The 25,836-nt window shown below is 44.3% G+C and carries 28 protein-coding genes and 1 tRNA gene; 3 read left to right on the forward strand and 26 right to left on the reverse strand.

Annotation, left to right across the window (positions count from 1 at the left end; genetic code table 11):
• Positions 1-58 precede the first annotated feature (58 nt).
• The 4 genes from BTO28_RS03005 to clpP form a co-directional block, all read right to left on the reverse strand.
• A complete protein-coding gene (locus BTO28_RS03005) occupies positions 59-1,087 on the reverse strand; it encodes a sugar-binding transcriptional regulator (protein ID WP_076763909.1) in 1,029 nt (342 codons plus the stop codon).
• Positions 1,088-1,241: 154 nt separating this feature from the next.
• Positions 1,242-1,487 carry a glutaredoxin family protein gene (locus BTO28_RS03010; RefSeq protein WP_076763911.1) on the reverse strand — a complete coding sequence of 82 codons (246 nt, stop codon included), beginning with the start codon at positions 1,485-1,487 and terminating at the stop codon, positions 1,242-1,244.
• Between the two features lie 12 nt (positions 1,488-1,499).
• A complete protein-coding gene (rpoN, locus tag BTO28_RS03015) occupies positions 1,500-2,825 on the reverse strand; it encodes an RNA polymerase factor sigma-54 (protein ID WP_076763989.1) in 1,326 nt (441 codons plus the stop codon).
• An 84-nt stretch (positions 2,826-2,909) separates the two neighbouring features.
• On the reverse strand, positions 2,910-3,515 hold the full coding sequence (gene clpP / locus BTO28_RS03020) for an ATP-dependent Clp endopeptidase proteolytic subunit ClpP (RefSeq protein ID WP_076763913.1): 606 nt from the start codon (positions 3,513-3,515) through the stop codon (positions 2,910-2,912).
• 211 nt (positions 3,516-3,726) lie between these two features.
• On the opposite strand from clpP, the gene BTO28_RS03025 reads away from it, so the two are divergent.
• Positions 3,727-3,798, forward strand: a tRNA-Arg gene (locus tag BTO28_RS03025).
• 489 nt (positions 3,799-4,287) lie between these two features.
• Entirely contained in the window at positions 4,288-5,601 is a 1,314-nt protein-coding gene (locus tag BTO28_RS03030; protein WP_076763915.1) for an MFS transporter, read from the forward strand.
• Between the two features lie 279 nt (positions 5,602-5,880).
• On the opposite strand, the gene BTO28_RS03035 is transcribed toward BTO28_RS03030, so the two are convergent.
• The 16 genes from BTO28_RS03035 to BTO28_RS03110 all read right to left on the reverse strand — a co-directional run bounded on the left by BTO28_RS03035 (position 5,881) and on the right by BTO28_RS03110 (position 19,676).
• Entirely contained in the window at positions 5,881-6,375 is a 495-nt protein-coding gene (locus BTO28_RS03035) for a hypothetical protein (protein WP_076763917.1), read from the reverse strand.
• 233 nt (positions 6,376-6,608) lie between these two features.
• Complete coding sequence (locus BTO28_RS03040; protein ID WP_076763919.1) at positions 6,609-6,872, reverse strand: HPr family phosphocarrier protein; 264 nt, start codon at positions 6,870-6,872, stop codon at positions 6,609-6,611.
• 17 nt (positions 6,873-6,889) lie between these two features.
• On the reverse strand, positions 6,890-7,843 hold the full coding sequence (gene whiA / locus BTO28_RS03045; RefSeq protein ID WP_076763921.1) for a DNA-binding protein WhiA: 954 nt from the start codon (positions 7,841-7,843) through the stop codon (positions 6,890-6,892).
• Positions 7,844-7,870: 27 nt separating this feature from the next.
• Entirely contained in the window at positions 7,871-8,833 is a 963-nt protein-coding gene (locus BTO28_RS03050) for a gluconeogenesis factor YvcK family protein (protein WP_076763923.1), read from the reverse strand.
• The gene (rapZ, locus tag BTO28_RS03055) at positions 8,830-9,720 is read right to left on the reverse strand and encodes an RNase adapter RapZ (protein WP_076763925.1); all 891 of its coding nucleotides are present in this window, start codon (positions 9,718-9,720) and stop codon (positions 8,830-8,832) included. The genes BTO28_RS03050 and rapZ overlap by 4 nt, the downstream gene beginning before the upstream one ends.
• Before the next feature lie 15 nt (positions 9,721-9,735).
• A complete protein-coding gene (locus BTO28_RS03060) occupies positions 9,736-10,194 on the reverse strand; it encodes an NUDIX hydrolase (protein ID WP_076763927.1) in 459 nt (152 codons plus the stop codon).
• A 365-nt stretch (positions 10,195-10,559) separates the two neighbouring features.
• The gene (gene trxB / locus BTO28_RS03065) at positions 10,560-11,513 is read right to left on the reverse strand and encodes a thioredoxin-disulfide reductase (RefSeq protein WP_076763928.1); all 954 of its coding nucleotides are present in this window, start codon (positions 11,511-11,513) and stop codon (positions 10,560-10,562) included.
• A 97-nt stretch (positions 11,514-11,610) separates the two neighbouring features.
• Complete coding sequence (locus tag BTO28_RS03070) at positions 11,611-13,122, reverse strand: tetratricopeptide repeat protein (protein ID WP_076763930.1); 1,512 nt, start codon at positions 13,120-13,122, stop codon at positions 11,611-11,613.
• A gap of 108 nt (positions 13,123-13,230) precedes the next feature.
• A complete protein-coding gene (gene hisIE / locus BTO28_RS03075) occupies positions 13,231-13,857 on the reverse strand; it encodes a bifunctional phosphoribosyl-AMP cyclohydrolase/phosphoribosyl-ATP diphosphatase HisIE (protein ID WP_076763932.1) in 627 nt (208 codons plus the stop codon).
• Entirely contained in the window at positions 13,854-14,612 is a 759-nt protein-coding gene (hisF, locus tag BTO28_RS03080; RefSeq protein ID WP_076763934.1) for an imidazole glycerol phosphate synthase subunit HisF, read from the reverse strand. The genes hisIE and hisF overlap by 4 nt, the downstream gene beginning before the upstream one ends.
• Positions 14,609-15,340, reverse strand: a complete 732-nt coding sequence (gene hisA, locus BTO28_RS03085) for a 1-(5-phosphoribosyl)-5-[(5-phosphoribosylamino)methylideneamino]imidazole-4-carboxamide isomerase (RefSeq protein ID WP_076763936.1) — start codon at positions 15,338-15,340, stop codon at positions 14,609-14,611. Before hisA ends, hisF begins: the two co-directional genes overlap by 4 nt.
• Positions 15,337-15,975, reverse strand: a complete 639-nt coding sequence (gene hisH, locus BTO28_RS03090) for an imidazole glycerol phosphate synthase subunit HisH (RefSeq protein WP_076763938.1) — start codon at positions 15,973-15,975, stop codon at positions 15,337-15,339. Before hisH ends, hisA begins: the two co-directional genes overlap by 4 nt.
• The gene (gene hisB / locus BTO28_RS03095) at positions 15,976-16,566 is read right to left on the reverse strand and encodes an imidazoleglycerol-phosphate dehydratase HisB (RefSeq protein WP_076763940.1); all 591 of its coding nucleotides are present in this window, start codon (positions 16,564-16,566) and stop codon (positions 15,976-15,978) included.
• Between the two features lie 15 nt (positions 16,567-16,581).
• Positions 16,582-17,847, reverse strand: coding sequence for a histidinol dehydrogenase (gene hisD / locus BTO28_RS03100; protein ID WP_076763990.1), 1,266 nt, complete (start codon positions 17,845-17,847; stop codon positions 16,582-16,584).
• A 6-nt stretch (positions 17,848-17,853) separates the two neighbouring features.
• Positions 17,854-18,492, reverse strand: coding sequence for an ATP phosphoribosyltransferase (hisG, locus tag BTO28_RS03105; protein WP_076763942.1), 639 nt, complete (start codon positions 18,490-18,492; stop codon positions 17,854-17,856).
• A complete protein-coding gene (locus tag BTO28_RS03110; protein ID WP_076763944.1) occupies positions 18,492-19,676 on the reverse strand; it encodes an ATP phosphoribosyltransferase regulatory subunit in 1,185 nt (394 codons plus the stop codon). The genes hisG and BTO28_RS03110 overlap by 1 nt, the downstream gene beginning before the upstream one ends.
• 242 nt (positions 19,677-19,918) lie before the next feature.
• Between BTO28_RS03110 and BTO28_RS16940 the strand changes: the two genes are divergently transcribed.
• A complete protein-coding gene (locus BTO28_RS16940) occupies positions 19,919-20,308 on the forward strand; it encodes a hypothetical protein (protein WP_144289443.1) in 390 nt (129 codons plus the stop codon).
• Between the two features lie 69 nt (positions 20,309-20,377).
• Here BTO28_RS16940 and BTO28_RS03115 read toward each other — a convergent pair whose 3' ends face one another.
• The 6 genes from BTO28_RS03115 to hprK form a co-directional block, all read right to left on the reverse strand.
• The gene (locus tag BTO28_RS03115) at positions 20,378-21,817 is read right to left on the reverse strand and encodes a carbon starvation CstA family protein (protein WP_076763946.1); all 1,440 of its coding nucleotides are present in this window, start codon (positions 21,815-21,817) and stop codon (positions 20,378-20,380) included.
• A gap of 164 nt (positions 21,818-21,981) precedes the next feature.
• Positions 21,982-22,470 carry an acyltransferase gene (locus BTO28_RS03120; RefSeq protein WP_076763948.1) on the reverse strand — a complete coding sequence of 163 codons (489 nt, stop codon included), beginning with the start codon at positions 22,468-22,470 and terminating at the stop codon, positions 21,982-21,984.
• Complete coding sequence (gene ppaX / locus BTO28_RS03125; RefSeq protein ID WP_076763950.1) at positions 22,467-23,123, reverse strand: pyrophosphatase PpaX; 657 nt, start codon at positions 23,121-23,123, stop codon at positions 22,467-22,469. The genes BTO28_RS03120 and ppaX overlap by 4 nt, the downstream gene beginning before the upstream one ends.
• Positions 23,120-24,061: a nucleoside recognition domain-containing protein gene (locus tag BTO28_RS03130; RefSeq protein WP_076763952.1), complete on the reverse strand. Its 942-nt coding sequence runs from the start codon at positions 24,059-24,061 to the stop codon at positions 23,120-23,122. Before BTO28_RS03130 ends, ppaX begins: the two co-directional genes overlap by 4 nt.
• Positions 24,058-24,885, reverse strand: a complete 828-nt coding sequence (lgt, locus tag BTO28_RS03135) for a prolipoprotein diacylglyceryl transferase (protein ID WP_076763954.1) — start codon at positions 24,883-24,885, stop codon at positions 24,058-24,060. Before lgt ends, BTO28_RS03130 begins: the two co-directional genes overlap by 4 nt.
• Positions 24,886-24,896: 11 nt before the next feature.
• Entirely contained in the window at positions 24,897-25,835 is a 939-nt protein-coding gene (hprK, locus tag BTO28_RS03140) for an HPr(Ser) kinase/phosphatase (RefSeq protein WP_076763955.1), read from the reverse strand.
• Between the last annotated feature and the right edge of the window lies 1 nt (position 25,836).

Consider the following 25,836-nt stretch of genomic DNA (forward strand, 5'->3'; position numbering starts at 1 on the left):
CCTCCTCAAAATTGTTTATCAAACCGTCAGCCAAAATGACTGCCGGGTGTGAGTTTAGTTAAGTTTGCTGTAGAAGTTCACGTGCGGCTGCTTCATCTGTAACGAGAATGTCGAGTTTCGGTGATCCATTCAAATACGAGCGAATTGCTTTTCCTTTTGATGCGCCGCCTGCTGCAGCGATGACGACTTTTGCATGTTGCAAATCGCCAAGTTTTAAGCCGATGGTTGATAATGTATGAATCACATCGCCCTCTTTGTTGAAATAGTAGCCAAACGCTTCGGCCACTGCTTCATTCTCTTCTAGCACAGAAAGTTCAGCTTCCGGTGTTTTACGCCGTTTCGCCATAGCAATTGCATCACCGACACCGTGAAGCACGATATCAGCTGATTGAATCATACTGACAGCTTCTTTAATTGCCGGCTCTTGTAGAAGTGACTCCCGCACATCCGGGCTGATCCGTTCAGGTGCATACAAGACACGGTGTGAACCATTTGTATTTTGTGCCATTAATGCCGCAACGGTATTCGCTTCATTGCGGACATCATCACCAATTCCGCCCCGTGCTGGCACAAACAACACTTGCTTTCCATCCGCAAAATCAGGTTTCATCGTCCGTGCTGTATCTGCCATTGTCGACCCACCTGTTACAGCGATGATAGTCTTTCCACTCAGATAGGTTTTTATACGGCTAGCACAAGCTTCCCCAATTGCTTTTTTTACGAAAGCAGAATCGTCGCAGTTACCCGGTATGATGACGACTTCTGATAAGTTGTAGCGAGATTTTAATTCTTCACTCATTGAATCGATCCCTTTCAACTCAAGCATCAATTCTTCCAGTTCTCTCACCACATCCATACCCGTTTCAGTCAACTTCATGCCTGCTGCGCTAAAATCAAGCAGACCGCGTTCTTTCAAAAACTCCGCTTCGCTTCTCACAACGCGTTCCGTCATGCTAAGCGACTGCGCTAATGTTCTTCTGCCAGCTGTCCCGGCAATCCTGACCGCTTGCAAAAGCCGATAGCGTTTTTGCATTACATCAAGCAGGTCCGGTACGAGCTGCTGTTGAATATTTAGGATCGGTTTCATATCCGGCGCCCCTCTTCGGTTACTCGGGTTCTATTTAGTCCCACTAAAAAATTTAAGTGTCCCACCCGGTCGAAAAAAATTTTCCCCTGCTTACAGACTCATTGTAGCAGGGTGGTTTTTAAAAATCAACGAAAGTGACCTTTTATTTTTTAAATTATTTGTTAATTTCTTGTTTTAGTTTCGTAAAGACTGATACGTAGTCAATATGCCCATACTGAAGTATTTCACCATTGTATTCGACAACAGGAATCATCAATCCATACCGCTCTGTCCATTCATCACATCCATCAATGTTCCGCTCTTGCAGCATCATGTCGATTTCTTCTTTGACCATATCCATCACGATTTTCGCTTCTTCGCATAAATGACAATTTGGACGTGTGTAAAAATAAACATCCACTCTTTTCCCACCTCAATCGTATCGTTTCCGCTTTGACGACGACGGAATGTTCAGCTGCTCCCGGTATTTTGCTACGGTCCTTCTCGAAACCGTCAGTCCTTCTTCATTCAGTATAGTACAAATTGTTTGATCGGACATGGGTTTTCTTTTGTCTTCAGATGAGACCAGCGCTTCAATGCGTGTTTTCACTTGATTTGATGACATCATCTCTCCAACTGTGTCCACCGCAGACAGTCCGGATGGAAAGAAGTATTTTAATTCATACGTTCCGAACGGCGTTTGCATATATTTCCCCCGGACCGTTCTGCTGACCGTTGATTCGTGAATCGCCAGCTCATCTGCTACTTCTTTCATAGTCAGCGGCTGTAAAGATCCTGGACCATGAAAGAAAAAGGCGCGCTGTTTTTCAACAATTTTCAGACTTACACGCTCAATCGTTTGCTGGCGCTGTTCTAAACTTTTTAAAAGCCATTGATAATCTTTTTCTTTTTCTTTTGTAAATTTTTTCACTTCTATATCAGAATGAGCAGCCATTTGCTTAAAGTAGTCTCTCTGGAATACGACTTTTGGCAAATCCTCATTAAGCAGATGCACTTCAATCGTTTCACCGGAGAGAATCACCGATACATCAGGACGCACATACGATGAAAGATCTTGGTGAAAACAGGAACCCGGTTTTGGATTAAGGGTTTTAATAAAGTCAGCAGCCTCCTGGATCTCTTTCAAATCAACACCGAGTGTTTTTGCAAGAGGTTTCCACCTTTTATTTGCAAATTCAATAAAATGATCACGAACAATGATTTCCGCAAGAAATGGAGCGTCAAGACGCCTTTCGATCTGCATGAATAAACATTCCTGTAAATCACGCGCTCCAATACCCGCAGGCTCCATCCGTTTAATCATGTTCATTATATAAACAACTTCTTTTTCATCCAGCTCCAGGAAACGTGATGCATCTGCACTGTTCATTTTCATGTACCCGTTTTCATCCATGTTATGAAGCAAAAAATCAAGAATTCTTTTTTGTGATTTTGTTAAATTTAACAACTGAACCTGGGTTTCTAAATGATCTGTAATTGTATAAGAAGAATCCGGAATGAGCTCAATCCAGTTTTTATGTTCTGTCTGATCATTTACACGAGGCTTCCGTTCTTTTTTATAAAGCGCTTTCAAATCAGGTGCTTCAAGTTGAATAAACGGGTTTTCCACCGATTTCGACTCGAGAAACTCCACCAGTTCTTGTGCTGAATATTGAAGCAGCGTGATCGCCTGTGTCAGCTCCTGTGTCATTGCAAGCTTTACCGACTGCTGCTGCCACAAACCCGGCTTCATCTGCATGTTCAACCATATCGCCCCCCCTCCTGTTATTATACAGATAGCGGCCACGAAAAAAAAGACCCGCATCAGCAGGTCTTTCGTGAATTACTTCTTCTCTTTGTTTGTCACATCGTTGCGCGTCACGATATGGTCTACAAGACCGTATTCTTTCGCACGCTCAGCAGTCATGAAATTATCCCGTTCTGTATCACGTGCAATGATTTCAAGTGGCTGTCCAGTACGCTCGGATAAGATGCCGTTTAATTTATCACGGAGGAACAAAATGCGTTTAGCCGCAATTTCGATTTCCGTTGCCTGGCCTTGTGCACCTCCAAGAGGCTGATGGATCATGACTTCACTGTTAGGAAGGGCATAACGTTTTCCTTTCGTTCCTGCCGCAAGCAAGAACGCGCCCATTGATGCCGCCATCCCGATGCAGATTGTCTGCACGTCCGGCTTAATGAACTGCATCGTGTCATAAATCGCCATACCAGCTGTAATACTGCCACCAGGGCTGTTTATGTAAATCGAAATATCTTTCTCCGGGTTTTCTGCTTCTAGAAAAAGAAGCTGCGAGACAATTGAGTTAGCCACGTTATCGTCAATCCCGCTGCCGAGCATAATAATACGGTCTTTCAAAAGACGAGAATAAATATCATACGCTCGTTCACCGCGGTTTGTTTGTTCAATAACTGTAGGAATTAAATTCACAGTAGTTCCTCCTTTTAGTTGCTGTTCTGTAACAACATCATACAATTCAAGGTCAATGATGGTCAAACATTATGCTTGCCTATGTGTACGTTTTCTTCTTTCCATACTCAAATTCCTGCTAAACACCATGAATTTCTGGTTACAAACAATTTTTTAATTAATTATTGCATTTTCATTATCAATCCACTATAATTTTGTAATGTACTAAAAAGCCCTCGTGGTGCAACGGATAGCACGTAAGATTCCGGTTCTTGAGATGTGGGTTCGATTCCTGCCGAGGGCGTCCTATGTAAGCCTCTACGTTATGTTTAACGAAGAGGCTTTTTTTGTTTCAACAAACGGTACCCAACTGCCCCGCTTCTCCTCCCCAAAACAGCGAGTAGTCCTATCCGAAAAGATATCCGCATCATTCAGCATTCCCAACTGTTCAAATAAGCAAACGTTGAACTGCCAGGACGTTGCGAATCGTTTTCTAAGAATCCTTGTCTAATGTGTTTACGATTGACAGCACTGTCAAAATCATTCTCCATACATATCGATTAGTAAATCGAAGTCGCTAGCTCTCTCTTTTTTTGTCGTTCTTCAATGGAGGATTTTCACTTTTTTTGAAGAATTAACGTTTAGATATGAATCGCTTATCGCTCAAAATACTGTTGTATGTACGATAATCGGATTTTATGGATTGATTGAAATTGAGACTAAATTTCCTTTTCATCATTATCAGCAGTAGTTTTATAAATTAAACAATGATCTAAAGGAGGAATAGTTAATAATGATTCAATCTGACGGGCGCGCAAATAAGCGCCGCATCACCGGCAACATTTTTAAAGGATCTGTTGGAAACCTAATTGAATGGTACGACTGGTACGTTTATTCTGCTTTCGCAGTGTATTTCTCCTCTGAGTTTTTCCCAGAAGGAGACCCTACCAGCCAACTGTTAAATACGGCCGCAATTTTTGCCGTCGGTTTTCTGATGCGCCCTATAGGAAGCCTTTTGATGGGCCGCTATGCCGATCGCCATGGACGCCGTGCTGCATTGACGCTTTCCATAACTGTTATGGCAAGTGGTTCTCTTATTATTGCCTGTACCCCGAGTTATAATAGCATTGGGATAATGGCCCCTATAATACTAGTAATTGCACGACTTCTTCAAGGATTGTCGCTGGGAGGAGAGTATGGAACCTCGGCTACCTACTTATCTGAAATGGCAAGCAGTGGCCGCCGCGGCTTTTATTCCAGCTTCCAGTATGTCACACTTGTTGCAGGCCAAATGGTCGCGCTCGGTGTTCAAATCATTCTTCAGCAAGTTCTCAGCGAATCCGATATGTATTCCTGGGGATGGCGTATCCCTTTCGTTATCGGTGCAATGGGGGCTCTGGCTGTTCTTTGGCTGCGCCGCACCATGGACGAATCGGAACAATTTACGAAAATGGATTCAAAAAGCAAGGAAAGTGCCGGGTCCGTTCGCACACTGATGAAACATCCGAAAGCGGTACTTACAGTTGTCGGACTTACGCTCGGCGGAACAGTCGCATTTTATACATACACCACTTATTTGCAGAAGTTCATGGTGAACACAGTAGGGCTTGAGAAGGAAGTTGTGAGTTGGATTAACTTTATTGCACTGCTAATATTCGTCGTGCTTCAGCCTTTAGCAGGCATGGTATCTGACAAAATTGGACGTCGACCTCTATTGATGACATTCGGTATCCTTGGAACACTGTTGACGGTGCCAATATTTATGATTATGGAGCAGGCGACAAGCTCATTCGTTGCATTCTTGCTCATGATGTTGGGTCTCATTATTGTTACCGGTTACACTTCCATTAATGCAATCGTAAAAGCCGAGCTTTTTCCGACTGAAATCCGTGCTCTTGGCGTAGGATTGCCTTATGCACTTACAGTAGCGGTATTTGGGGGAACAGCAGAGTTTATTGCTTTATGGTTGAAAAACATTGGATACGAATCACTCTTTTACTACTATGTAGCCGGTTGTATAGCCGTGAGCTTCCTAGTCTATTGGCGAATGGCTGAATCTTCGAAGGTCTCTCAAATCGAAGCTGAACTAGAGAGTGCAAAACGGTAGTGTCTTATCTGATACGTTACATATCCAGACAATTGGTTATCCATTTACACTTATATTACTTTTCGAGAAAAGTGCTATCAAGCCTCTACGTTAGTTACCTAACGCAGAGGTTTTCCCTTCAGCATTAAAGCAAATTGGATACTGCATCACGAGAATCGCGAATTTTTTGGGCATTCAAGCCAATTCTATCTGTCACACTACAAATACGATTTATGCTTTGCCTCATACTTGGTTAAGTTTGCTTTATTAGCTGTTAAACGACGGGGGCGACTTCGTTATTTATTTCTGGTCGGTCGATAATCGCAAGTCGCTAAACGTGTAGCCGAGGTCTTTGCCGTCGCTTCCGTAAATACGAACGTCGTTTAAGTCGATGCGGTCCCGAAAGTCCGAATAATAATGATTTACAGTCATTGCGCCGAGTTTATTTACAACCGTTTGGCGCACGTCGTCCTTGTCAGTTGAAGCCACTGTAGAATATACATTTGCCGAGTTTTTCCCCGGCATGATCTCCGCCCGGTCGAACAGTGCTATGCCGTCGTTGCTTGCGAACTCAGACCGGAATGTTTCTGTAAAGTCACCTGACAGTATTTTATCCACTTTGTCAATCTTGGCTTGATCCCCTTTTGCTCTTCCAGCAGACTCGTCTTGTTCCACGGCTGTTTCTTCCGGCTCGACAGGTACTGGCTCTTCCGCAGGCACATAGAACAATACCACTACCAGTGAACCGAAAACAATCAGTGTACCGAACGTGATTAGTTTTGCTGCTTTACCCATGTAACAACCTCCTTTTTTAAAATTTATGATACCTGTACACGAAATTAAACGCTGAACCCGCAATTTAGAAAAAAGTAAATGGTGAGTTTTTATCCTTCTCGTCTTCAAATGCCGTTTCAAGACTGCCGACTGCGTTCTACACACCTGTCAAGACGATAGAGGTTATTGTTTAAATGATATTAATCACATAAAAAAAAGCCTCAAAAGTCATTATTCGACTTTTAAGGCTTTTTTTATACCCAATCTTCTCGTTCCACAAGTTCTGCTAAGGTGTTAACTGCTTCTTGTTCCTCGCGGCCTTCAGCACTGATAACGACGTCTGTGCCTCGCCCGAGCGCCAGGCTCATAATCCCCATAATGCTTTTCGCATTAATTTTTTTTCCGTCTTTCTCAAGAAAAATTTCAGCGTTGAACCGGTTCGCCTCCTGTACAAATAAGGCAGCCGGTCTTGCTTGCAATCCGGATTTCAACTGAACATTAACTGTTTTTTCAACCACTTCATTCACTTCCTTTTTTATTTTTCCGCTGCCGTATGTTCTCCAGCTCGAATTTTATCCGCAATTTCATCTATTTTGCGCAGACGATGGTTGATGCCTGATTTACTGACCGCCGCGCCTGATACCATTTCTCCAAGTTCTTTTAACGTGACATCCTGATGAAGAACCCGTAGTTCCGCAATTTCACGGAGCCGATCTGGAAGTATACCCAGTCCGACGGTTTCATCAATATATTTTATATTTTCGACCTGGCGAAGTGCCGCACCGATCGTTTTATTCAAATTCGCTGTTTCACAATTCACTAAACGATTAACCGAATTACGCATATCCCTTACAATCCGGACATCTTCAAATCGCATTAATGAACTGTGTGCACCGACAATACTGAAGAAATCAGAAATTTTTTCCGCTTCTTTTAAATACGTAATATAGCCTTTTTTCCGCTCAAGCGGTTTCGAGTTTAAGTGAAATGTATTCATCAGTTCACAAAGGGCTTCGTTATGCTCCTGATATAGAGAAAACACTTCGAGGTGATACGAAGATGTTTCAGGATTATTAACGGAACCTCCTGCTAAAAACGCACCGCGTAAGTACGAACGGCGGCAGCAATCTTTAGTAATGATCTTATCGGAAATGTGGTGTATAAACGAAAATCCGTCTTCAATTATCGCGAGGTCATCCAGTATTTCTTTTGCCTCTTCTTTTAGTCGGACAATGTACACATTATTTTTTTTCAACCGCATTTTTTTACGGACAAGAAGCTCAACTTCCGCTTCATAATTATGCTTTATTAACACATAAATACGCCGGGCAATCGCCGCATTTTCAGTTTGAATATTGACAACAAGCTGTCTGTTTGAAAATGACAGTGAGCCATTCATGCGAATGAGTGCAGATAGTTCAGCTTTCGCACAGCATCCGCTCGTTTCAATGGTGGTCAGTTCTTTTTTTGTTTCAGATGCAAAAGACAACATCACCACTCCTCTCGTGATGTCCCCTTACCGTTTCGGGATGAGACGTACTAATATTTCGGCTACTTTCGCTGTATCATGACGAATAATGCAATCATCGTATGTGACAATTTCATCAAAAATGGCATCCAAGCCCATTGCCTGCAATTTATCGACATCAAACACAACCGGTTTCGCCATTTCTTCTTTATACCGCTCCTGAATCACGTCCGGAATCGGCTCTTTATTGACGAGAATCGTATCAATAAACGAACATTTCATATGATCGTAAATCGCTCCAACATGATCTGACGCTGTAAAATCAAGCGTTTCACCCGCCTGTGTCATTAAATTGCATATATATACTTTTTTTGCTTTCGCTGCGCATACTTCTTCCCCGATGCCGGGGACTAATAAATTCGGCAAAATACTTGTGTACAAACTGCCCGGTCCAAGTATGATCATGTCTGCTTCACGGATAGAACGAATCGTTTCTGGAAGCGGTTCAACTTTCTCCGGTGTTAAGAACACACGGTTTATTTTTTTTCCGGAATACGGGATTTTTGATTCACCGGATACAACCGACCTGTCTTCCATTTCAGCATGGAGGACGACACTCTGATTAGCAGCCGGCAAAACTTTTCCACGCACATTTAAAACACGGCTCATTTCCTGTATTGCATGGCCAAAATCACCGGTTATCGACGACATCGCAGCAATCATTAAATTGCCTAGTGAATGGCCCGATAATTCATTTTTTGTTGAAAATCGATGCTGAAAAAGAGATTCGACAAGAGGTTCTACGTCTGATAAAGCTGCAAGAACGTTCCGAATATCTCCTGGCGGTGGAATATTTAACTCATTACGAAGCCGTCCGGAGCTGCCCCCATCATCCGCGACTGTGACAATCGCAGTCAAATCGATCGGATGACGCTTCAAGCCCCGGAGTAAAACAGACAGCCCTGTTCCACCGCCAATAATGACGACTTTTGGCTGTGATGCATTTGTCATGATTTCGCAGCCTTTCGTTTATCAATATCACGATGCGTTACCCTCGTCTTGTAGCCATTCGCAAAATAATTCGCCAGATATTCAGAAAGTGCAACAGATCGATGCTGTCCGCCTGTACAGCCTATCGCAATAACGAGCTGCGATTTCCCTTCCATTTTATAATGCGGCATCATAAATGTAAGAAGGTCTGTCACTTTTTCAAGAAACTTTTTTGTATCATTCCATTTCATTACATATTCTGCGACATCCTCTTCCAGCCCTGTCCTCGGCCTCATATGCTCAATGTAATGAGGGTTCGGCAAAAAGCGGACGTCAAAGACGAGATCAGCATCTATTGGGAGACCGTGTTTAAAGCCAAACGACATGACATTTACAGTGAATGACGCCTGTTTATCCGGTGAGAATTCACGCATGATCTTTTCTCGCAAATCTTTCGGCTTTAACTTTGAAGTATTTAAGATTATATTTGCACGTCCGCGCAAATCATTTAACAACTCACGCTCTTGGTGAATCCCGTCAAGCGGACGATCATCACGCGACAGCGGATGGGTTCTTCGCGTTTCTTTGTAACGTCGGACCAGCACTTCGTCCTCCGCGTCCAAAAAAAGCACTTTTGGGGCTGTGTTTAATGTTTCCGCTGCTTCATCAAGTGCTGTAGATAAATGATCAAAAAATTCACGTCCGCGCATATCCATAACGATTGCCACTTTTTTCAGCTTTTGCCCGGAGTCTTTCATTAGTGTTAAAAAAGGCTGGAGCAGCGTTGGGGGCAAATTATCCATACAATAAAAGCCTAAATCTTCGAAACTTTGAACAGCAACCGTTTTTCCTGCGCCTGACATTCCTGTTATGATAACAAGCTGTACATCGTTATTTGCCATCGTCATTCCCCTCTCTTTTCATTAACTAGGGTCAAGCCGGTAGGAAATTAATTCAAAATCAGGTGTGTATGTAAACGCACCGTATAACAAACCCGTTCCGTATACCATGTATTCAAGTAAATGACGGTCACCTTCTGCCATTGGAAGTTCTTTCAACTCCTCGATTGGCTTCCAGTGAAGGGACCCTTCCCTTGTTTCCGTCAGCGGGCTTCCATCCGCCTGATCGGCATAAAACGTAAACATCATCCATTCAGACAGCACTTTGTCGTCTTCTTTAATAATAAAGGTGAAAATCCCTTTTACATCTGGATTACGCAAGTACAGCCCCGTTTCTTCTCGAAATTCGCGAATTACGGCGTCTCGAACAGATTCCCCCGGCTCCATTTTGCCGCCGGGGGCCACCCACCAGTTACGGCGGGGCTTCTGCATTAATAATACCTGTCCATCTTTCATTAGTACACAATTTGTGACACGCTGCACAAAAACACCCCCAGCAATCGTCGACCAACATATATTTCCTTTATTATATATGTACAGAAAAGGAAGTTCAACGCTGCCGGGTGTTTTTTATTGTAAATGGGGGTCGTTATAAGAATTAATTGCCTGTGATGAATAGAAGAGGCAGTTTAATACCCCCGTGCCGAATCTACAATAAGGAAGGCTGGTTTAATGCATTAAAATGAACTTATAATGATCAAAGGCTAAGAGCCCAACTTCCTGTGGTCCTAAAAAAAGCGCCCGGCGAGTGCCGGACGCTGTGTAAACATCTGCAGGGGGCAGTTTGATTACAATTTTATTCTACCACCTGCATATTTCAGGATGGTTACGGTCATGTAAAAAATGGATTACGCTTTAACGCCCATTTCTTCTTTTAGCTCTTCAATATAATGCTGTGCAGCCTGTGCCGCAATACTTCCGTCACCTGTTGCCGTAACAATTTGGCGGAGCATTTTTTCACGCACGTCTCCGGCCGCATAAATACCTGGTATTGATGTTTCCATTTTTTCATTTGTCACGATATAGCCTTCGTCATTTGTAATGCCGAGATCAAGAAACGGCTTCGTGAGGGGCACCATGCCGATATAAATGAAGACACCGTCCGCCGGAAACTCCCGCTCTTCCCCGTTCTTAGTGGAAACGAGGGTTACACTGCCAACTTTGCCGTCTTTGTCATTAATTTCTTTGACTGTATGACTCCAGATAAAGTCCACCTTATCATTTGCAAAAGCGCGATCTTGCAATATTTTTTGCGCACGCAGTTCGTCACGGCGATGAACAATCGTTACTTTTTTTGCAAAACGAGTCAAGTATACGCCTTCTTCAACAGCAGAATCACCACCGCCGACAACCACAAGATCTTTTCCTTTAAAGAAAGCTCCATCACACACAGCGCAGTATGAAACGCCGCGGCCGCCGAGCTCATTTTCACCCGGAACACCGATTTTTTTGTACTGTGCACCTGTTGTAATGATGATCGCACGAGCTTTATATTGCTTCGAGCCCGCGTCAATGGTTTTGTACTCTTTACCATCTGTTATATTTTTAATATCGCCATACGCATACTCAGCGCCAAATTTTTTCGCGTGATCAAACATCTTTGTAGATAATTCAGGACCAAGAATATGGTCGTAACCAGGATAGTTTTCAACTTCTTCCGTGTTGGCCATTTGACCACCTGGCACACCGCGCTCAATCATAAGTGTAGAAAGGTTCGCACGAGAGGTGTAAACCGCTGCTGTCATGCCCGCAGGACCTGCACCAATGATGATAACGTCATAAATTTTTTCTTCATTCGACATAATCCGCACTCCTTTTTTAAAAAATATACCCTTAAACGTATTTTTTAGATTATACTTTAATCCTACTTAATTTCATTGCATTCGTCTAATACTATGCTCACAATAGGTGCTTCCGAATAAATTTTGCGTATTTTTGCACAGTCGATACAGAAACACTGTATTTATCAGCCACTCCAGCTTGGCTGACCTGCTCACTTCGCAATTTTCGCCATATATATTCAACAGCCGCTGCAAGACCGGCTGGTTTTGTCAACTTTGTTTTTTGATTCTGAAGTTCTAAAAAAATTGAAAACCAGATCATGAAAAGACCCGCCTCATCTTTTTTGAGAGGCCGAAAATGCCGATACAGTGTAAGAGCCGTTTCGTGTGCCAAGCGCGTATTCATTTCGGATAAAAGCGAATTATCCACTGGCATCCCAAGTACATCCGCCATATAAATCTTTTCATGCGGCTGCAAATAATCGATATCGCAAAAATCCGGGTGTGTCATCACTTCTTTTTGATCACCGGCAAGAGACAGCAAGAAAATCCCGAATAGCCGTTCTTCATCACGATCGCCGTTTAAATAACCAACAATTGCTTCCGGATTCCGTTCAATATCACTTTCATCCGTCAAACTGCTCCATGGCTCCAAACCTTCTTTTTCCGGACTGTCGCGGATGACTTTTTTCCATGCAGACCGCGCTGTTTCAGGATGCCCAGTAAAGTGTGCTGCATACGCTAGCCAGTAATAGAAGCCTGCTTCCCCTTCAAATCCGCTTTTTTGAAGCTTTTTCAGCCACCGGTATGCATCTTCATAACGGCCGATAAGCGCAAATGTCGCACCGATTTTAAACTGCTGATCAGGAATAAGCGGCTGTATTTTCGCCAGTTGATCCGCTAAATAGTGAAGTGGTTCTTGTTTTTTTTCGTAAAAATAAAACACGATTTTATTGCAGATGGCATGCAGATTTCCCGGATTTTTTTCCAGTACATCTTCAAGAACATTGTGCGCTTTTTCCGTTTGTCCGAGATAAAAATAGGCAAGCGCCAAATTGTTATAGGCCGCCCAGAAATCCGGGTATTTTTTTACCGTTTTTTCAAGATGTTCTGCTGCTTTAGCAAAGTGTCCGCTTTCTAGTAAATAACGGGATTCCTCCTGCATCTCCATCATTTCATCCTGCTCATATAAATCATCAAATGCATCTTCATTGTCAAGCGTTATTAATTCCAGTAAATCTTCAGCATCATCGCTGTATTCACCTTTTTCATTTAAATCCAAATAAGCCTGCGCATGACGGAACGCGTCTTTAAATGACCCGAGGTGTGCATAATTGTTCGCTAAAAAATAATGACACTCGCTCATACGCGGGTCGAGATCATCAAGCACGAAATGCAGCAGTCCATTTGACTGTTCATAATGACCGAGTTCAGTTTCAACAATGGCCAGCTGACAGGCAATAATCGGGTCAAGCGGCTCTAAATCCATTGCCCGCGAGAAATATTTTTTCGCTTTCGTCAGCTCCCGTTTTTCGAGCGCCTTCATTCCTTTTGTATAGTAAAACTCTCCTGTCGGAAAAAACGAGACGATGTTCCCTTTTTCTTTCCGGCTCATTGAGTCATTTCTCATGAAAATCCTCCGAACGTTCTATGATTAACCTTTGCATTATACCATAGTTCCATAGTGAAAAGAATAGATTGAAAAAGCCGGTCTAAACGAAGACCGGCTTTCATCAACTTATGCTTTTCCTTCGTGTCGGCGCGCGAGAACGGATAGAACGTCATCAAGTGGGAGATCCTGCTCTCGAAGTAAAACAAGCAAGTGATACAGCAAATCTGCTGCTTCCCATTGCAGTTCTTCCTTATCGCGGTTTTTCGCCGCGATAATGACTTCAGCTGCTTCTTCGCCGACTTTTTTTAAGATTTTATCGACGCCTTTTTCAAATAAGTACGTCGTATAAGCTCCTTCCGGACGATTTTGCTCGCGGTCTGCAATCACCTGCTCAAGCTGCTGCAAGATCGCGTATGGCAGTGCTCCTCCGCTCTCTTCACCGTAAAATGGTTCATCAAAGCAGCTTGTTGTGCCACGGTGACACGCCGGACCAGCTGGCTCCACTTTTACGACAATCGCATCTTTGTCACAGTCAAATTGCATGGAAACAACCTTTTGTGTGTTGCCGCTTGTCGCGCCTTTATTCCACAATTCCTGGCGTGAACGGCTGTAGAACCACGTTTCACCTGTTTCCATTGTTTTTTCAAGTGATTCTTTATTCATATAGGCGAGTGTCAATACCTCATACGTCGTCGCATCTTGTACAATCGCTGGCACAAGCCCTTTTTCATCAAACTTTACTTCTTCAATCATCTGACGTTAACCTCCGCATTTCGTAAAAATTGTTTTACCTCACCGACACCTGTTTCCTTATAATGAAAAATGGAGGCTGCAAGCGCCGCATCTGCTTTTGCTTCTTTAAATACGTCCAAAAAGTGCTGTGCATTACCGGCGCCGCCTGATGCGATAACCGGAACAGATACTGCATCCCCAACAGCTTTCGTGAGCGCAATGTCAAAGCCTTTTTTACTGCCGTCTTCGTCCATGCTCGTCAGCAAAATTTCACCTGCGCCCCGTTCAACCGCTTCTTTCGCCCAGTCAATTACTGTACGTTCTGTCGGTGTACGTCCACCATGCGTATACACACGCCAAGTACCGATTTCCGAATCATACTTGGCATCAATTGCAATGACGATACACTGTGAGCCAAAAAAGGCTGCCCCTTCATTAATTAAATCAGGATTGTTGACAGCTGCCGTATTTAATGAGACTTTATCCGCACCCGCCCGCAATATACGTTTCATGTCATCGAGAGCGTTAATGCCACCGCCTACAGTAAATGGAATCGCGAGTTCTGATGCAACTGCCTGTACGACGTCGACCATTGTTTTCCTGCCTTCAACTGATGCTGATATATCAAGAAAAACGAGTTCATCTGCACCTTGCTGGTCATACACACGAGCTAATTCAACCGGGTCGCCAGCGTCACGAAGCTCAACAAATTGGATACCTTTAACGACGCGGCCTTCCTTCACGTCGAGACATGGGATGATGCGTTTCGTCATCATTGTCCCGCCACCTCAAGCGCTTCTTTTACGCTAAAACGGCCTGTGTAAATGGCTTTGCCGCAAATGGCTCCAGATAAGCCGGCTCCTTTATGTTTCGCCAGTTCACGCAAATCGTCAAGGGAGCTGACGCCGCCTGAAGCGATCACGCTTTTGGCAGTTGCACGCGCGAGCTCTGCTGTCGCTTCCGTATTCGGGCCTGACAGCATGCCATCGTTGGCTATATCCGTAAAAATAAATGTTTCTGCACCGGCATCCGCAAACTCTTTTGCTAGATCTACCGCCTTTACCGACGATGTTTCCAGCCAGCCATGTGTCGCTACATATCCGTTTTTCGCATCGAGTCCGATGGCAATTTTGTCACCGTATGTACGAAGCCAATTTTTCACCAATTCCGGTTCTTTCACGGCAAGGCTGCCAATTATGACCCGGTCAACACCATTGTCCAAATAATGTCGAACGTCTTCTTCAGTCCGGATTCCGCCGCCAATTTGAACGCGGGCTTGCAACTTTTTTGCCGCTTCAATTACAAATGTATCGTTAACACGCTGGCCATCTTTTGCGCCATCCAGGTCGACCATATGAATCCACTCTGCTCCCTGGTCTACAAATGATTTTGCCATGTCGAACGGTGAATCTCCGTATACGGTTTCTTGATTGTAATCGCCCTGTACGAGGCGGACACACTTGCCGCCTCGCATGTCGATTGCCGGGTAAATAACAAAACTCATAGCAATTCCTCCGATTGTTCCATCGCTTTTGCAAAATTGGCAAGCAGCTTCATGCCTGTCTCACTGCTTTTTTCAGGGTGAAACTGCATGCCAAATACGTTGTTACGACCAACAACTGCTGGCACTTGTACACCATAAGATGCACTTGCCAATAGTGACTCTTCATCCATTTGATTTACATAATACGAGTGGACGAAATAAACAAACCCTTCTCCTACCTCGTCGAGTACTGATGCTTCTTGATGAAATTGAAGTTTGTTCCAGCCCATATGCGGTACTTTTAACCGCTCACCATCTGCATCCCGTTCCGGAATACGCACAACTCGGCCTTTTAATAAACCAAGCCCTTCAAAACGGCCGTTTTCTTCACTTTCTTCAAATAACAGCTGCATGCCAAGACAAATCCCAAGGAGCGGACGACCGCTGTCAACGTAAGTGTTTATAAAACGATCAAGCTCTTTTTCACGCAGGCGAGCCATTGCATCTTTAAACGCACCGACTCCCGGCAGGATAAGGCCTTTTGTTTTCGTTAATTCTTCCGGTGATTCGCTGATAATATAAGGAATCCCAATCCGATCAAGCGCTTTGCTGACGCTGAACAAATTGCCCATTCCATAATCAATGATGCCGATCATTTACAACATCCCTTTCGTTGATGGAACGCCTTTCACACGAGGATCCACCGTAACGGCTTCATCAATCGCACGTGCCAGCGCTTTAAAAACCGCCTCAATCATATGATGTGTATTTTGTCCATAATGAATAATAACGTGTAAATTAATACGTGCTTCTAATGCAAATTTCCATAAAAATTCATGCACAAGCTCCGTATCAAATGTTCCGACTTTTTGCGCCGGGAACTCGCCGCGCATTTCAAAATGAGGACGGTTGCTTAGATCCACAACGACCTGTGCAAGTGTATCGTCCATCGGAACAAAAAAGCTGCCGTAGCGTTTAATGCCTTTTTTATCTCCCAAGGCTTCTTTTAATGCCATCCCTAGCACAATGCCGATATCTTCTGTTGTATGATGATCATCCACATCAATATCGCCGTCAGCTTTTACTGTAAGATCAAAGTGACCGTGCTTTGTAAAAAGGTCAAGCATGTGATTCATGAACGGAACGCCTGTATCGATGTTCGACTTCCCTTCACCGTCCACCTCAAATGCGAGATCAATTTTCGTTTCACCTGTATAGCGTTTCAGCTCTGCATAGCGATTTCCCATTATGATACCTCTTTCTTATTCATTTCGCGCTTCGATCGCGCGGGCATGTGCTTCTAATCCTTCAAGGCGGGCAAATGCGGCAATTTTCGCGCCATGTTTATCAAATGCCTGCTTACTGTACATGATGATGCTCGACTTTTTCATAAAGTCATCGACAGACAACGGACCCGAGAAACGAGCTGTACCGTTCGTCGGCAATACGTGATTGGGACCGGCAAAGTAATCGCCGACCGGCTCCGATGAATACCGTCCGACAAAAATCGCGCCCGCGTGTTTAATGTCTTTCACAAGCTCGAGCGCATTTTCTGTGAGAATCTCAAGATGCTCCGGTGCTAGTTCATTGATTGTTTCCACTGCTTCATTTATCGTTTCCGCTACGTAAATGGCACCGTAATCATCAATAGATGCACGCGCCATTTCAGATCGTGGAAGTGATAAAAGCTGCTCTTCAATTTCACGTGCCACAGATTGTGCAAGCGTCTCTGATGTTGTAACAAGCACAGCCGATGCACGACGATCGTGTTCAGCCTGCGAGAGCATATCCGCCGCAACCTCTTTCGCAGATGCTGTTTCATCTGCAAGCACTGCGATTTCACTCGGTCCGGCAATCATATCAATGTCCACATCACCAAACACTTCCCGTTTGGCAAGCGCCACGAAAATGTTGCCAGGTCCGGTTATTTTATCGACCGCTTGAATCGATTCCGTGCCATATGCGAGTGCTGCAACTGCCTGTGCGCCGCCTACTTTAAAAATGTCTTTCACTCCTGCAATGTCTGCCGCAACGAGTACACCTGCCGGAAGACGTCCGTCACTTCCAGGCGGTGATACCATGACAATGCGGTCAACGCCAGCTGTTTTCGCCGGCATGACATTCATTAGCACGGAAGATGGGTAAGCAGCAGTTCCGCCCGGGACGTATACACCTGCTGAATCAAGCGGCGTCATTTTCTGTCCAAGAATCGAACCGTCTTCGTCCGAATACAGCCACGTTTCCCGTTTCTGCTTTGCATGGAAAGAAGCAATATTGTCTGCCGCTTCCCGTATGATTTTGATCATTACATCATCAAGCGTCTCGTACGCTTCGTTAATCTCTTCCTGTGTTACTTTTAAACTGTATAATTTCGCTCCGTCAAACTTTTCTGTATAAGCGAAAAGCGCACTGTCCCCATTTTTCCTGACATCTTCAATAATCGCACGAACTGTCTTCTGCTGGTCTTCTGTTCCGGCATCGACGGATCGTTTAATAGATAAGCCGGCTTTGACCCGTTCGATTTTTATCATTGATTATTGCACCGCCTTTTCCTCAATTGTTTCCGTTAAACGGCTGACGAGAGTCGAGATTTCTTTATTTTTCATCCGGTAGCTGACCGGATTCACAATCAGGCGGGATGTAATGCCGACAATCGTTTCGTATTCTACGAGGCCATTTTCTCTCAGTGTCTGGCCTGTCGACACAATATCAACAATCCGATCAGATAAGCCGATGAGCGGCGCTAGCTCAATCGAACCATTTAATTTAATAATTTCAACTTGCTCGCCTTTACCACGAAAATATGTCGACGCGACATTCGGATACTTTGTCGCAATTTTTGGTGCTACTTCATTTAATGAAGTATTCGGGAGACCTGCCACAGCAAGATAGCACGGGCTGATTTTTAAATCGAGCAATTCATATACATCACGATCTTCTTCAAGAAGAACGTCTTTGCCGGCAATGCCGACATCCGCTACGCCGTGTTCCACATATGTCGCGACATCCATTGGTTTCGCAAGGAAAAAACGCATATTTTCTTCCGGCACTTCAATGATCAATTTGCGCGATTCATCAAGTTCAGGCGGAAGCTGGTATCCTGCTTCCTGCATAAGCGCAGCCGCTTCTTCAAAAATCCGTCCTTTTGGCATCGCAATCGTTAACATTGACATCACACTTCACCCTCACTACTTGATTTCCCGACAAAAAATGTTACATGTTTGCACGACTCTGTGAATTTATCCACATCCTGGACACCTGCTACATCCTGCAATAGAACGCATTCGCCTGCTGCTCTGCGCCGCTGCGCCTCATTAATCGCTTCGACACGCCGTTCGTTGCTGAATAAGATGCAGTGAATACCTTCTTCGTCTTCTAATTGTTCAAGTGCTTCCAGTAAAAAGTCAACACGAAGGCCAAATCCTGTTGCACCGGCCGGCCGGCCAAACTTTTCAAGCAAGTCATCATAGCGTCCTCCGTTGCCGACAGGAGCCCCCACTCCCTCTGCATACACTTCAAACACAAGTCCTGTATAATAACTCATATGGCTGACAAGCGGCAAATCAAATGTCACATATTGGTCGACATTATATTCTTCTAACCGTTTGTATAACGTCTTTAATTCATCAAGCGCTTCGCTTCCGGCACTTCCTTCAATCAAATTAACCGCTTCTTTCAGGGTGCCAATGCCCCCTGATAAGTCTAAAAATTGCAAAAGACGCTTTTTGTCAATTGATGACAGCGGCAAGTTTTTCACGTGATCCCGATAACCAACATAATTTTTTTCATAAAGGAACCGTCGCAGCTGTTCAGAGCGCTCTTCTGTTCCAAGAATCTGCTGGAACAATTCATCGATAAAACGAATATGTCCGAGTGAAATCTGGAATTTCTCAAGACCTGCCTTTTTCATAACGGAAACGAGCAAGGCAATTACTTCGGCATCGGCGCTGAGCGTATGATCCCCAATCATTTCAACACCAATTTGTTCAAATTCTGCCGCTCTTCCACCTTCACGCTGCTGCGCACGGTAGACACTTGCGGAATACGCAAGGCGAAGTGGGACACGTTCTTTCAACAGCTTTGCTGCGGCAACACGTGCAATCGGTGCAGTCATATCCGGCCGCAGTACAAGCGTGTTTCCTTCCTGGTCAAGAAGCTTAAACAACTGGCGGTCCAATATCGCGGACGCATCACCGACTGTTTCGTAATATTCAAGAGCTGGCGTCTCAATGAAACGATAGCCCCAGCTTCTCATTTCCTGTTCCGCAGCCTCTTTCAACTTTCTTTTTGTTTCATAAATGTGCGGTAATGTATCCCGCATTCCTACAGGCTTTTCAAACATTAACAGCTTCGACATTTTATCACCCGATCTATAATTATTCATCGTATTTTTACTTTAGTTCGCTAATGTACTAAAGATTTAGTTATATGTAGTTTAACGGTTCTGACAATTCTCGTCAAGTCAAAAAACCGGGTTTTTAATCACCCGGTTTAGCCTCCTGAAGAGAAGATGAATCGGCTGCGAATCCTGCTGTGGTTGCAGCCATGGCCGCCTGCTGTGCTTGAATTATCGATTGAACATTTGTAGTGATTCCTTCTTTGGAATTACTACATGATTGCGAAGCAAAAACAGAAGCGATTGTAATTGCCATATCCTTTGACCATTTTAATAGCTTGGTGTCTTTTAATTCCTTAGAGCCGCTTCCTCTATCTTCCCCGAAAAAGCAATCACGCCAAGAGCTGGATAATGCATCGATTTCACTTTCAAGCCCTGCCGCTCAGTTCTCTCTTTGTTTGAAGTACCAATTCAGCAGACTCTTCACGACACACCATCCCGAGCATATTCGTCAAAAACAGCAAATCGTTAACCTTCCCAAAAGCCATGATCATGTAAAAGACGATAATACCGCTCAGAAGAATCAACGAGATCGATTATACTTTCCGATCGCTTTGCCACTGCTGCATAGTAAATTTACGATGAAAATCTAAAAGTTTCGAAAATTCTGTTCAGTATAGATAAACAAAAACTGCCTGCTTTTAAGCAGGCAGTCAATTATTTTATGATGCTGTGCGTTCCGATTTATCGTTCGAAGCAATGTTTTTGTAGCGGAAAATGCTTCGAATGTACAAGGCAGCAACAACCGCCGTTAATGTAAAGCCAACGATCATTGACGTATTATAAGCCCACCCGAATCCTTCTGGCGCGTAAAAAATGTATGTACACACAACACCAGTCATGAACATCGCTGGAATTCCGGCGATCCAGTGATTTTTTCCTTCTCTGAGCAAATACGATACAGCTGTCCAGAGCATGACAGCTGCGACAACCTGGTTCGACCAGCCGACATATCGCCATAAGAATGTGTAATCAATCGTTGATAAATAAAATGTCGGTACGCCTACGACAACTGTCATAAGGAGAACCATTCCTTTTCGTTCCATGTCAAACTTGCTGGACATCCAATCAGATAAAATCATTCGTGATGACCGAAGAGCTGTATCCCCTGTTGTGATTGGCAAAATAATCACACCTAAAATAGCAAGGATGCCTCCGAATGTGCCAAGCAATGAAACCGAAATTTCGTTCACAACACCGGATGGTCCGCCCGCTGCAAGAGCTTCCTGCAACCCGGCAGTCCCGCCGAAAAACGTCATGCCGGCAGCCGCCCAGATTAAAGCAATGACCCCTTCACCGATCATGGCGCCGTAAAAGACTTTTCGCCCTTCCGACTCTTTTTTCAATGTCCGGGAAACAATCGGGCTTTGCGTGCTATGGAAACCGGAAATCGCACCACATGAGATCGTCACCATGAGAAGCGGCCAGATTGGAAGCTCACCTGGATGAAGATTTTCAACTGTGAGTTCTGGAATCGGTTTACCGCCGAATAATAGCGCAACCCCGATAGAAACAGCCATCACGACTAAAATGACACCAAAAATCGGATAAATTTTCCCGATAACTTGGTTGACCGGCAAGACTGCCGCAAGGATGAAATACGCAAACACAATAATCAAAGCAGTCATAAAGCTAAGCGGCGTCAATTGTGTAAGAAGCTGAGCAGGCCCTGCTGTAAATGCAGCAGCAACCAAAATCATTAAAATAAGTGAAATAACATTCACGGCTGATTTAACCGCATTACCGAGATATCGTGCAACAAGCGCCGGGAATTGCGCACCGCCATGACGAAGCGACAGCATACCGGAAAAGTAGTCATGAACAGCGCCGGCAAAGATACAGCCGACGACAATCCACAAGAACGCTACCGGACCGTACAGTGCACCTGCAAGGGCACCGAAAATAGGACCAAGACCTGCAATATTCAAAAGTTGAATAAACCAGCCTTTCCACCAGCTCATCGGCACGTAATCCAATCCATCCTGTTTTTCATATGCCGGCGTTGTTTGGCCATCGTTAATAACGAATACTCGCTCGACAAATTTCGCATAGAACGCATAGCCCAAAAGCAGCAATACGATCGATGTTATAAATGTAATCATTGATGAAACCTCCACTTGTTGTCTAAACTGTTCTACTATTTTATATTTTGAAAAATTGAAAAACAACCTTTTTTTCGAAAAAATCTGTTTTTTTACTGTATTTCTCTAATGAAAACGTTATATTTATATTTTTTCTACAAATCATAAAAAAACCTGCTTCAACTTTACGTTGAAACAGGTTTAATGATCATTGGATTTCCTCCGGCAAATGCTCCAGGGGGTACATCCCGGTTCACAAGAGTCATTGCTGACACAATCGCGCCGTCTCCAATGTCAACACCAGGCAGTACCGTACAGTTGGCACCGATCATAACGTTGTCTCCAATGGTAACCGGTCCGATACGGTACTCATCGGTTAAATATTCATGAGCGAGAATGGTCGTATTGTAGCCTATTATCGTATTGCTGCCAATCGTAATCTGCTCTGGAAACATAATATCCGGCACGACTTTATACGCAAGCGCTGTCCCTTCCCCAATGGTCATCCCGAGCATCCCCCGGTACAGAATATTTTTCATGCGGGCTGTCGGGACAAAACGGCCGATTTCAATGACTGCGGTATTTTTAAACGTCTTCCAGAACGAAACGGTTTCGTATAAGTGGAATAGCGGATTTTTATCCCCTTCCAGCCGGTACCGCTTCGTTCGTCTCATTTACTTTCCGCTCCGACTTTCAATATATCGAGCAAATCCGTCATGGACTCAAGCATAAAATCCGGATTGTACTCGTTCAAAAAGTCTCTCCCTTTTATCGACCAGGCAACGCCAGCTGTCATAGTACCAGCATTTTGTCCGCCTTCAATATCGTGATAATTATCACCGATCATCATTGCCTCTTCCGGCTTTGAACCAAGTGCAGCCAGTGCTTTTTCAAGGGGCTCTGGATGCGGTTTTGCATTCTCCACATGGTCCAGCGCGACGATCACATCGAAAAATTTATCAAGGTTTGTCAACTTTAATCCTTTGACAATCGTATCGTGCATTTTTGTTGAAACAATCGCCATTTTATACTTGTTTTCGTGAAGAGTGCGAATGGTTTCATACACGCCTTCAAATTCTGTTACAAGTGAATCATGCTGTTCCAGGTTGAATTTACGATAATCCGCGACCATTTCCGTGACCCGTTCTTTATCGATCGCTTCAAACGTTTCAATGAGCGGCGGACCCATAAACGGATACACATCTTCCCGTTTGTACTGATCAGGGAAATAGCGATTAAGCGTATGCAAAAACGACTCGACGATCAGTTCATTCGTATTAATTAACGTGCCGTCTAAATCAAACAAAAGGGTTGTAATGTTTTTCATGTGAATGTAGCTTCCTTTCTCCGCAACGTTTCAGCGCGATTCCAGATCCGGGCGACAACAAGTGTCAAAAGAACAGCTGTCACGATCCGAATCAAAAAGAGCGGCAGCACTGGAATCCCGAGCGGAATAAAAATTAGTGTATCTTCTATAACAGCGTGACAGGCAACCAGAAAAATAAACGCAATGGTCACATCTTTCTGGCTGACCCCATCTTCCTCCACCGCTTGTATCATTACAGCCGATCCCATCGCAAGACCGATCAGCAGTCCGGATGCAAGCGTCATGGACGTATTTTCTTTCATGCCGAGAAAGCGGGTCACCGGCGCCATTGACCGCGAAAACGCTTCAAGCCATCTTAAATCTTTTGCTATTTGAATGCACACCATTAACGGAATCACGATTACCGCCAGCTGTAAAACACCGAAGCCCGCCTTCTCCACGCCAAGCAGGAAAATCGCGCTCCATGTTTCAGGATGTTCTTCTGCTGCCGGCACCATGCCATACTGTGCCAGTTCACCGCCGCCGCGCCAGACGAGATTTATAATCACGCCTGCCATGAACGCTAGACCAAGACGCACCGCAAGAACGATCCAGACTTTCACCCCTACCTTTAAAGCAACTGTCGTTTCAATAAATAGATTATGTGAGAACGACAGCATGACTGCTAAAATAAACACTTCTTTCACTGTTAAGTCGAGGGATAAGATTGCGCCAATGGCGGCATATAAATTTAACAATTTGCCAAGAACGAGTGGAATGGCCGCGTCACCCGACAAACCAAATATCCCCATTATCGGGCTGATTAATTGAATAATCCAGGGTAAAACGGGTGTAAACTGCAAAATGGTGACGATGAGTGTTACAGGAAAAATGACTTTCCCGAGCGTCCACGTTGTCTTCAATCCCGTTGAAAACCCTTTTCCCACTGTCTTGTTCAAGACTTCATCTTCCCTTCATTTGACATATCGTTATAACGAGGGAGAGTGAATTTGAGACGGCGGAATAGGAAAATGACCGCTGCAGCCACAATTAGGGTAAGCGAAAGGACCTGGGCGATCCGTAAGAAATCGGTCAGCATTAAACTGTCAGTCCGCAGTCCTTCAACGAAAAAGCGTCCGATAGAATACCAGATGACATATGATAAAAACAATTCACCGCGTCTAAGATTCACTTTACGAAGCAAGAGAAGCAAAGCAAAACCGATGATGTTCCAGATGGATTCATATAAAAAAGTCGGGTGGTAATACACACCATCAATATACATTTGATTAATGATAAATTCAGGAAGCTGCAAATTTTCAAGGAAGCTTCTCGTTACTTCTTCGCCATGCGCTTCCTGATTCATAAAGTTGCCCCATCGGCCAATTGCCTGCCCAAGAATAATCGACGGCGCGGCAATGTCAGCGATTTTCCAGAAGGATATATTCCTTTTTCTAGCGAAAATAATAGCTGTTGCAACAGATCCGATCAGCGCACCATGAATCGCAATGCCACCATTCCAGATTTGTATGATCGCCCCCGGATTTTCTGAATAGTATTCCCATTGAAACAAAACATAATAAAGGCGAGCGGAAATGAGCGCGATTGGGATCGCCCAAATTAATAGATCGGCGAAAGTATCTTTTGGAAGACCGAGTCGGTCGGCTTCCTTTGAAGCTAAGTAAAAGCCGAGAGCAATGCCGAGGCCGATAATGATCCCGTACCAGTGTATTTGAACGGGTCCGAGCTCAAGTGCAATCGGATTTAACGGATATCCCTCCATTATTTCACTCCTTATTTCATTTCGTCGACGCCAGCTTCGCTGATTACGCCGGCTAATTTTTCGGTAAATTCCTGCGCCGCGTTCACGCCCATTCGTTTCAAGCGGAAATTCATCGCTGCGACTTCAATAATGACGGCTAAATTTCGCCCCGGACGAACCGGCAGTGTAATTTTCGTAATTTCTGAATCAATAATTTTCAATTTGTCTTCTTCAATACCGAGGCGGTCATACTGCTTTTTCGGATGCCATTGTTCAAGGTAAACATTGAGCGTAATCCGCTTATGCGACCGAACGGCTCCCGCTCCGAATAAAGTCATCACGTTAATGATGCCGAGCCCCCGTATTTCAAGGAGATGTTCAATGAGCTCTGGCGAGTGGCCGATCAATGTATCAATATCTTCTTGACGAATCTCTACACAGTCATCAGCGACAAGGCGGTGGCCGCGCTTCACGAGTTCAAGTGCTGTCTCACTTTTTCCGACGCCGCTTTGACCGGTAATCAGGACACCGACACCGTAAATATCAACGAGTACACCGTGGACAGCTGTCGTTGGCGCAAGCATTGACTCCAGGTAATTCGTCAGCTGGCTGGAAAATTTCGTGGTTGTCATTTTCGAACGCATAACCGGGACTGAATAGGCTTCGGATGCTTCGATCAGCTCGACCGGCACACTTAAATTACGCGAAATGATAATAGCAGGCGTTTCATAGTCACAGAGCCGATCCATCCGTTCTTTCTTTTCTTCAGGACTGAGCCGTTGAAAAAAAGACAGCTCCGTCATTCCGATCAATTGAATACGTTCAGCCGGATAATAGTCAAAAAAACCGGCTATTTCCAGTCCTGGCCGCGACAGGTCACTCAATTTAATTGGGCGGTGAAGCCCATCTTCTCCGCTCACTAATTCCAGATCAAATTTTTCCAATATATCAACTGCACGCACTTTTGCCACT

This window comes from Domibacillus epiphyticus (assembly GCF_001975785.1).
Classification (GTDB): domain Bacteria; phylum Bacillota; class Bacilli; order Bacillales; family Domibacillaceae; genus Domibacillus; species Domibacillus epiphyticus.

What these genes read in the sequence shown, in the direction of transcription:
- ppaX (WP_076763950.1), bottom strand. Translation starts at nt 23,123, where the DNA reads ATGAAAAACATTACAACCCTTTTGTTTGATTTAGACGGCACGTTAATT.
- rapZ (WP_076763925.1), bottom strand. Translation starts at nt 9,720, where the DNA reads ATGACGATGGCAAATAACGATGTACAGCTTGTTATCATAACAGGAATG.
- hisG (WP_076763942.1), bottom strand. Translation starts at nt 18,492, where the DNA reads ATGTCAATGTTAACGATTGCGATGCCAAAAGGACGGATTTTTGAAGAA.
- hisA (WP_076763936.1), bottom strand. Translation starts at nt 15,340, where the DNA reads ATGAGTTTTGTTATTTACCCGGCAATCGACATGCGAGGCGGCAAGTGT.
- BTO28_RS03035 (WP_076763917.1), bottom strand. Translation starts at nt 6,375, where the DNA reads ATGGGTAAAGCAGCAAAACTAATCACGTTCGGTACACTGATTGTTTTC.
- lgt (WP_076763954.1), bottom strand. Translation starts at nt 24,885, where the DNA reads ATGGAGGGATATCCGTTAAATCCGATTGCACTTGAGCTCGGACCCGTT.
- hisIE (WP_076763932.1), bottom strand. Translation starts at nt 13,857, where the DNA reads ATGATTGAAGAAGTAAAGTTTGATGAAAAAGGGCTTGTGCCAGCGATT.
- trxB (WP_076763928.1), bottom strand. Translation starts at nt 11,513, where the DNA reads ATGTCGAATGAAGAAAAAATTTATGACGTTATCATCATTGGTGCAGGT.
- BTO28_RS03050 (WP_076763923.1), bottom strand. Translation starts at nt 8,833, where the DNA reads ATGACAAATGCATCACAGCCAAAAGTCGTCATTATTGGCGGTGGAACA.
- hisF (WP_076763934.1), bottom strand. Translation starts at nt 14,612, where the DNA reads ATGATGACGAAACGCATCATCCCATGTCTCGACGTGAAGGAAGGCCGC.
- hisH (WP_076763938.1), bottom strand. Translation starts at nt 15,975, where the DNA reads ATGATCGGCATCATTGATTATGGAATGGGCAATTTGTTCAGCGTCAGC.
- BTO28_RS03115 (WP_076763946.1), bottom strand. Translation starts at nt 21,817, where the DNA reads ATGATTACATTTATAACATCGATCGTATTGCTGCTTTTGGGCTATGCG.
- BTO28_RS03120 (WP_076763948.1), bottom strand. Translation starts at nt 22,470, where the DNA reads ATGAGACGAACGAAGCGGTACCGGCTGGAAGGGGATAAAAATCCGCTA.
- BTO28_RS03030 (WP_076763915.1), top strand. Translation starts at nt 4,288, where the DNA reads ATGATTCAATCTGACGGGCGCGCAAATAAGCGCCGCATCACCGGCAAC.
- BTO28_RS03070 (WP_076763930.1), bottom strand. Translation starts at nt 13,122, where the DNA reads ATGAGAAATGACTCAATGAGCCGGAAAGAAAAAGGGAACATCGTCTCG.
- BTO28_RS03110 (WP_076763944.1), bottom strand. Translation starts at nt 19,676, where the DNA reads ATGTCGAAGCTGTTAATGTTTGAAAAGCCTGTAGGAATGCGGGATACA.
- BTO28_RS03005 (WP_076763909.1), bottom strand. Translation starts at nt 1,087, where the DNA reads ATGAAACCGATCCTAAATATTCAACAGCAGCTCGTACCGGACCTGCTT.
- rpoN (WP_076763989.1), bottom strand. Translation starts at nt 2,825, where the DNA reads ATGCAGATGAAGCCGGGTTTGTGGCAGCAGCAGTCGGTAAAGCTTGCA.
- hisB (WP_076763940.1), bottom strand. Translation starts at nt 16,566, where the DNA reads ATGGGAAATCGCTATGCAGAGCTGAAACGCTATACAGGTGAAACGAAA.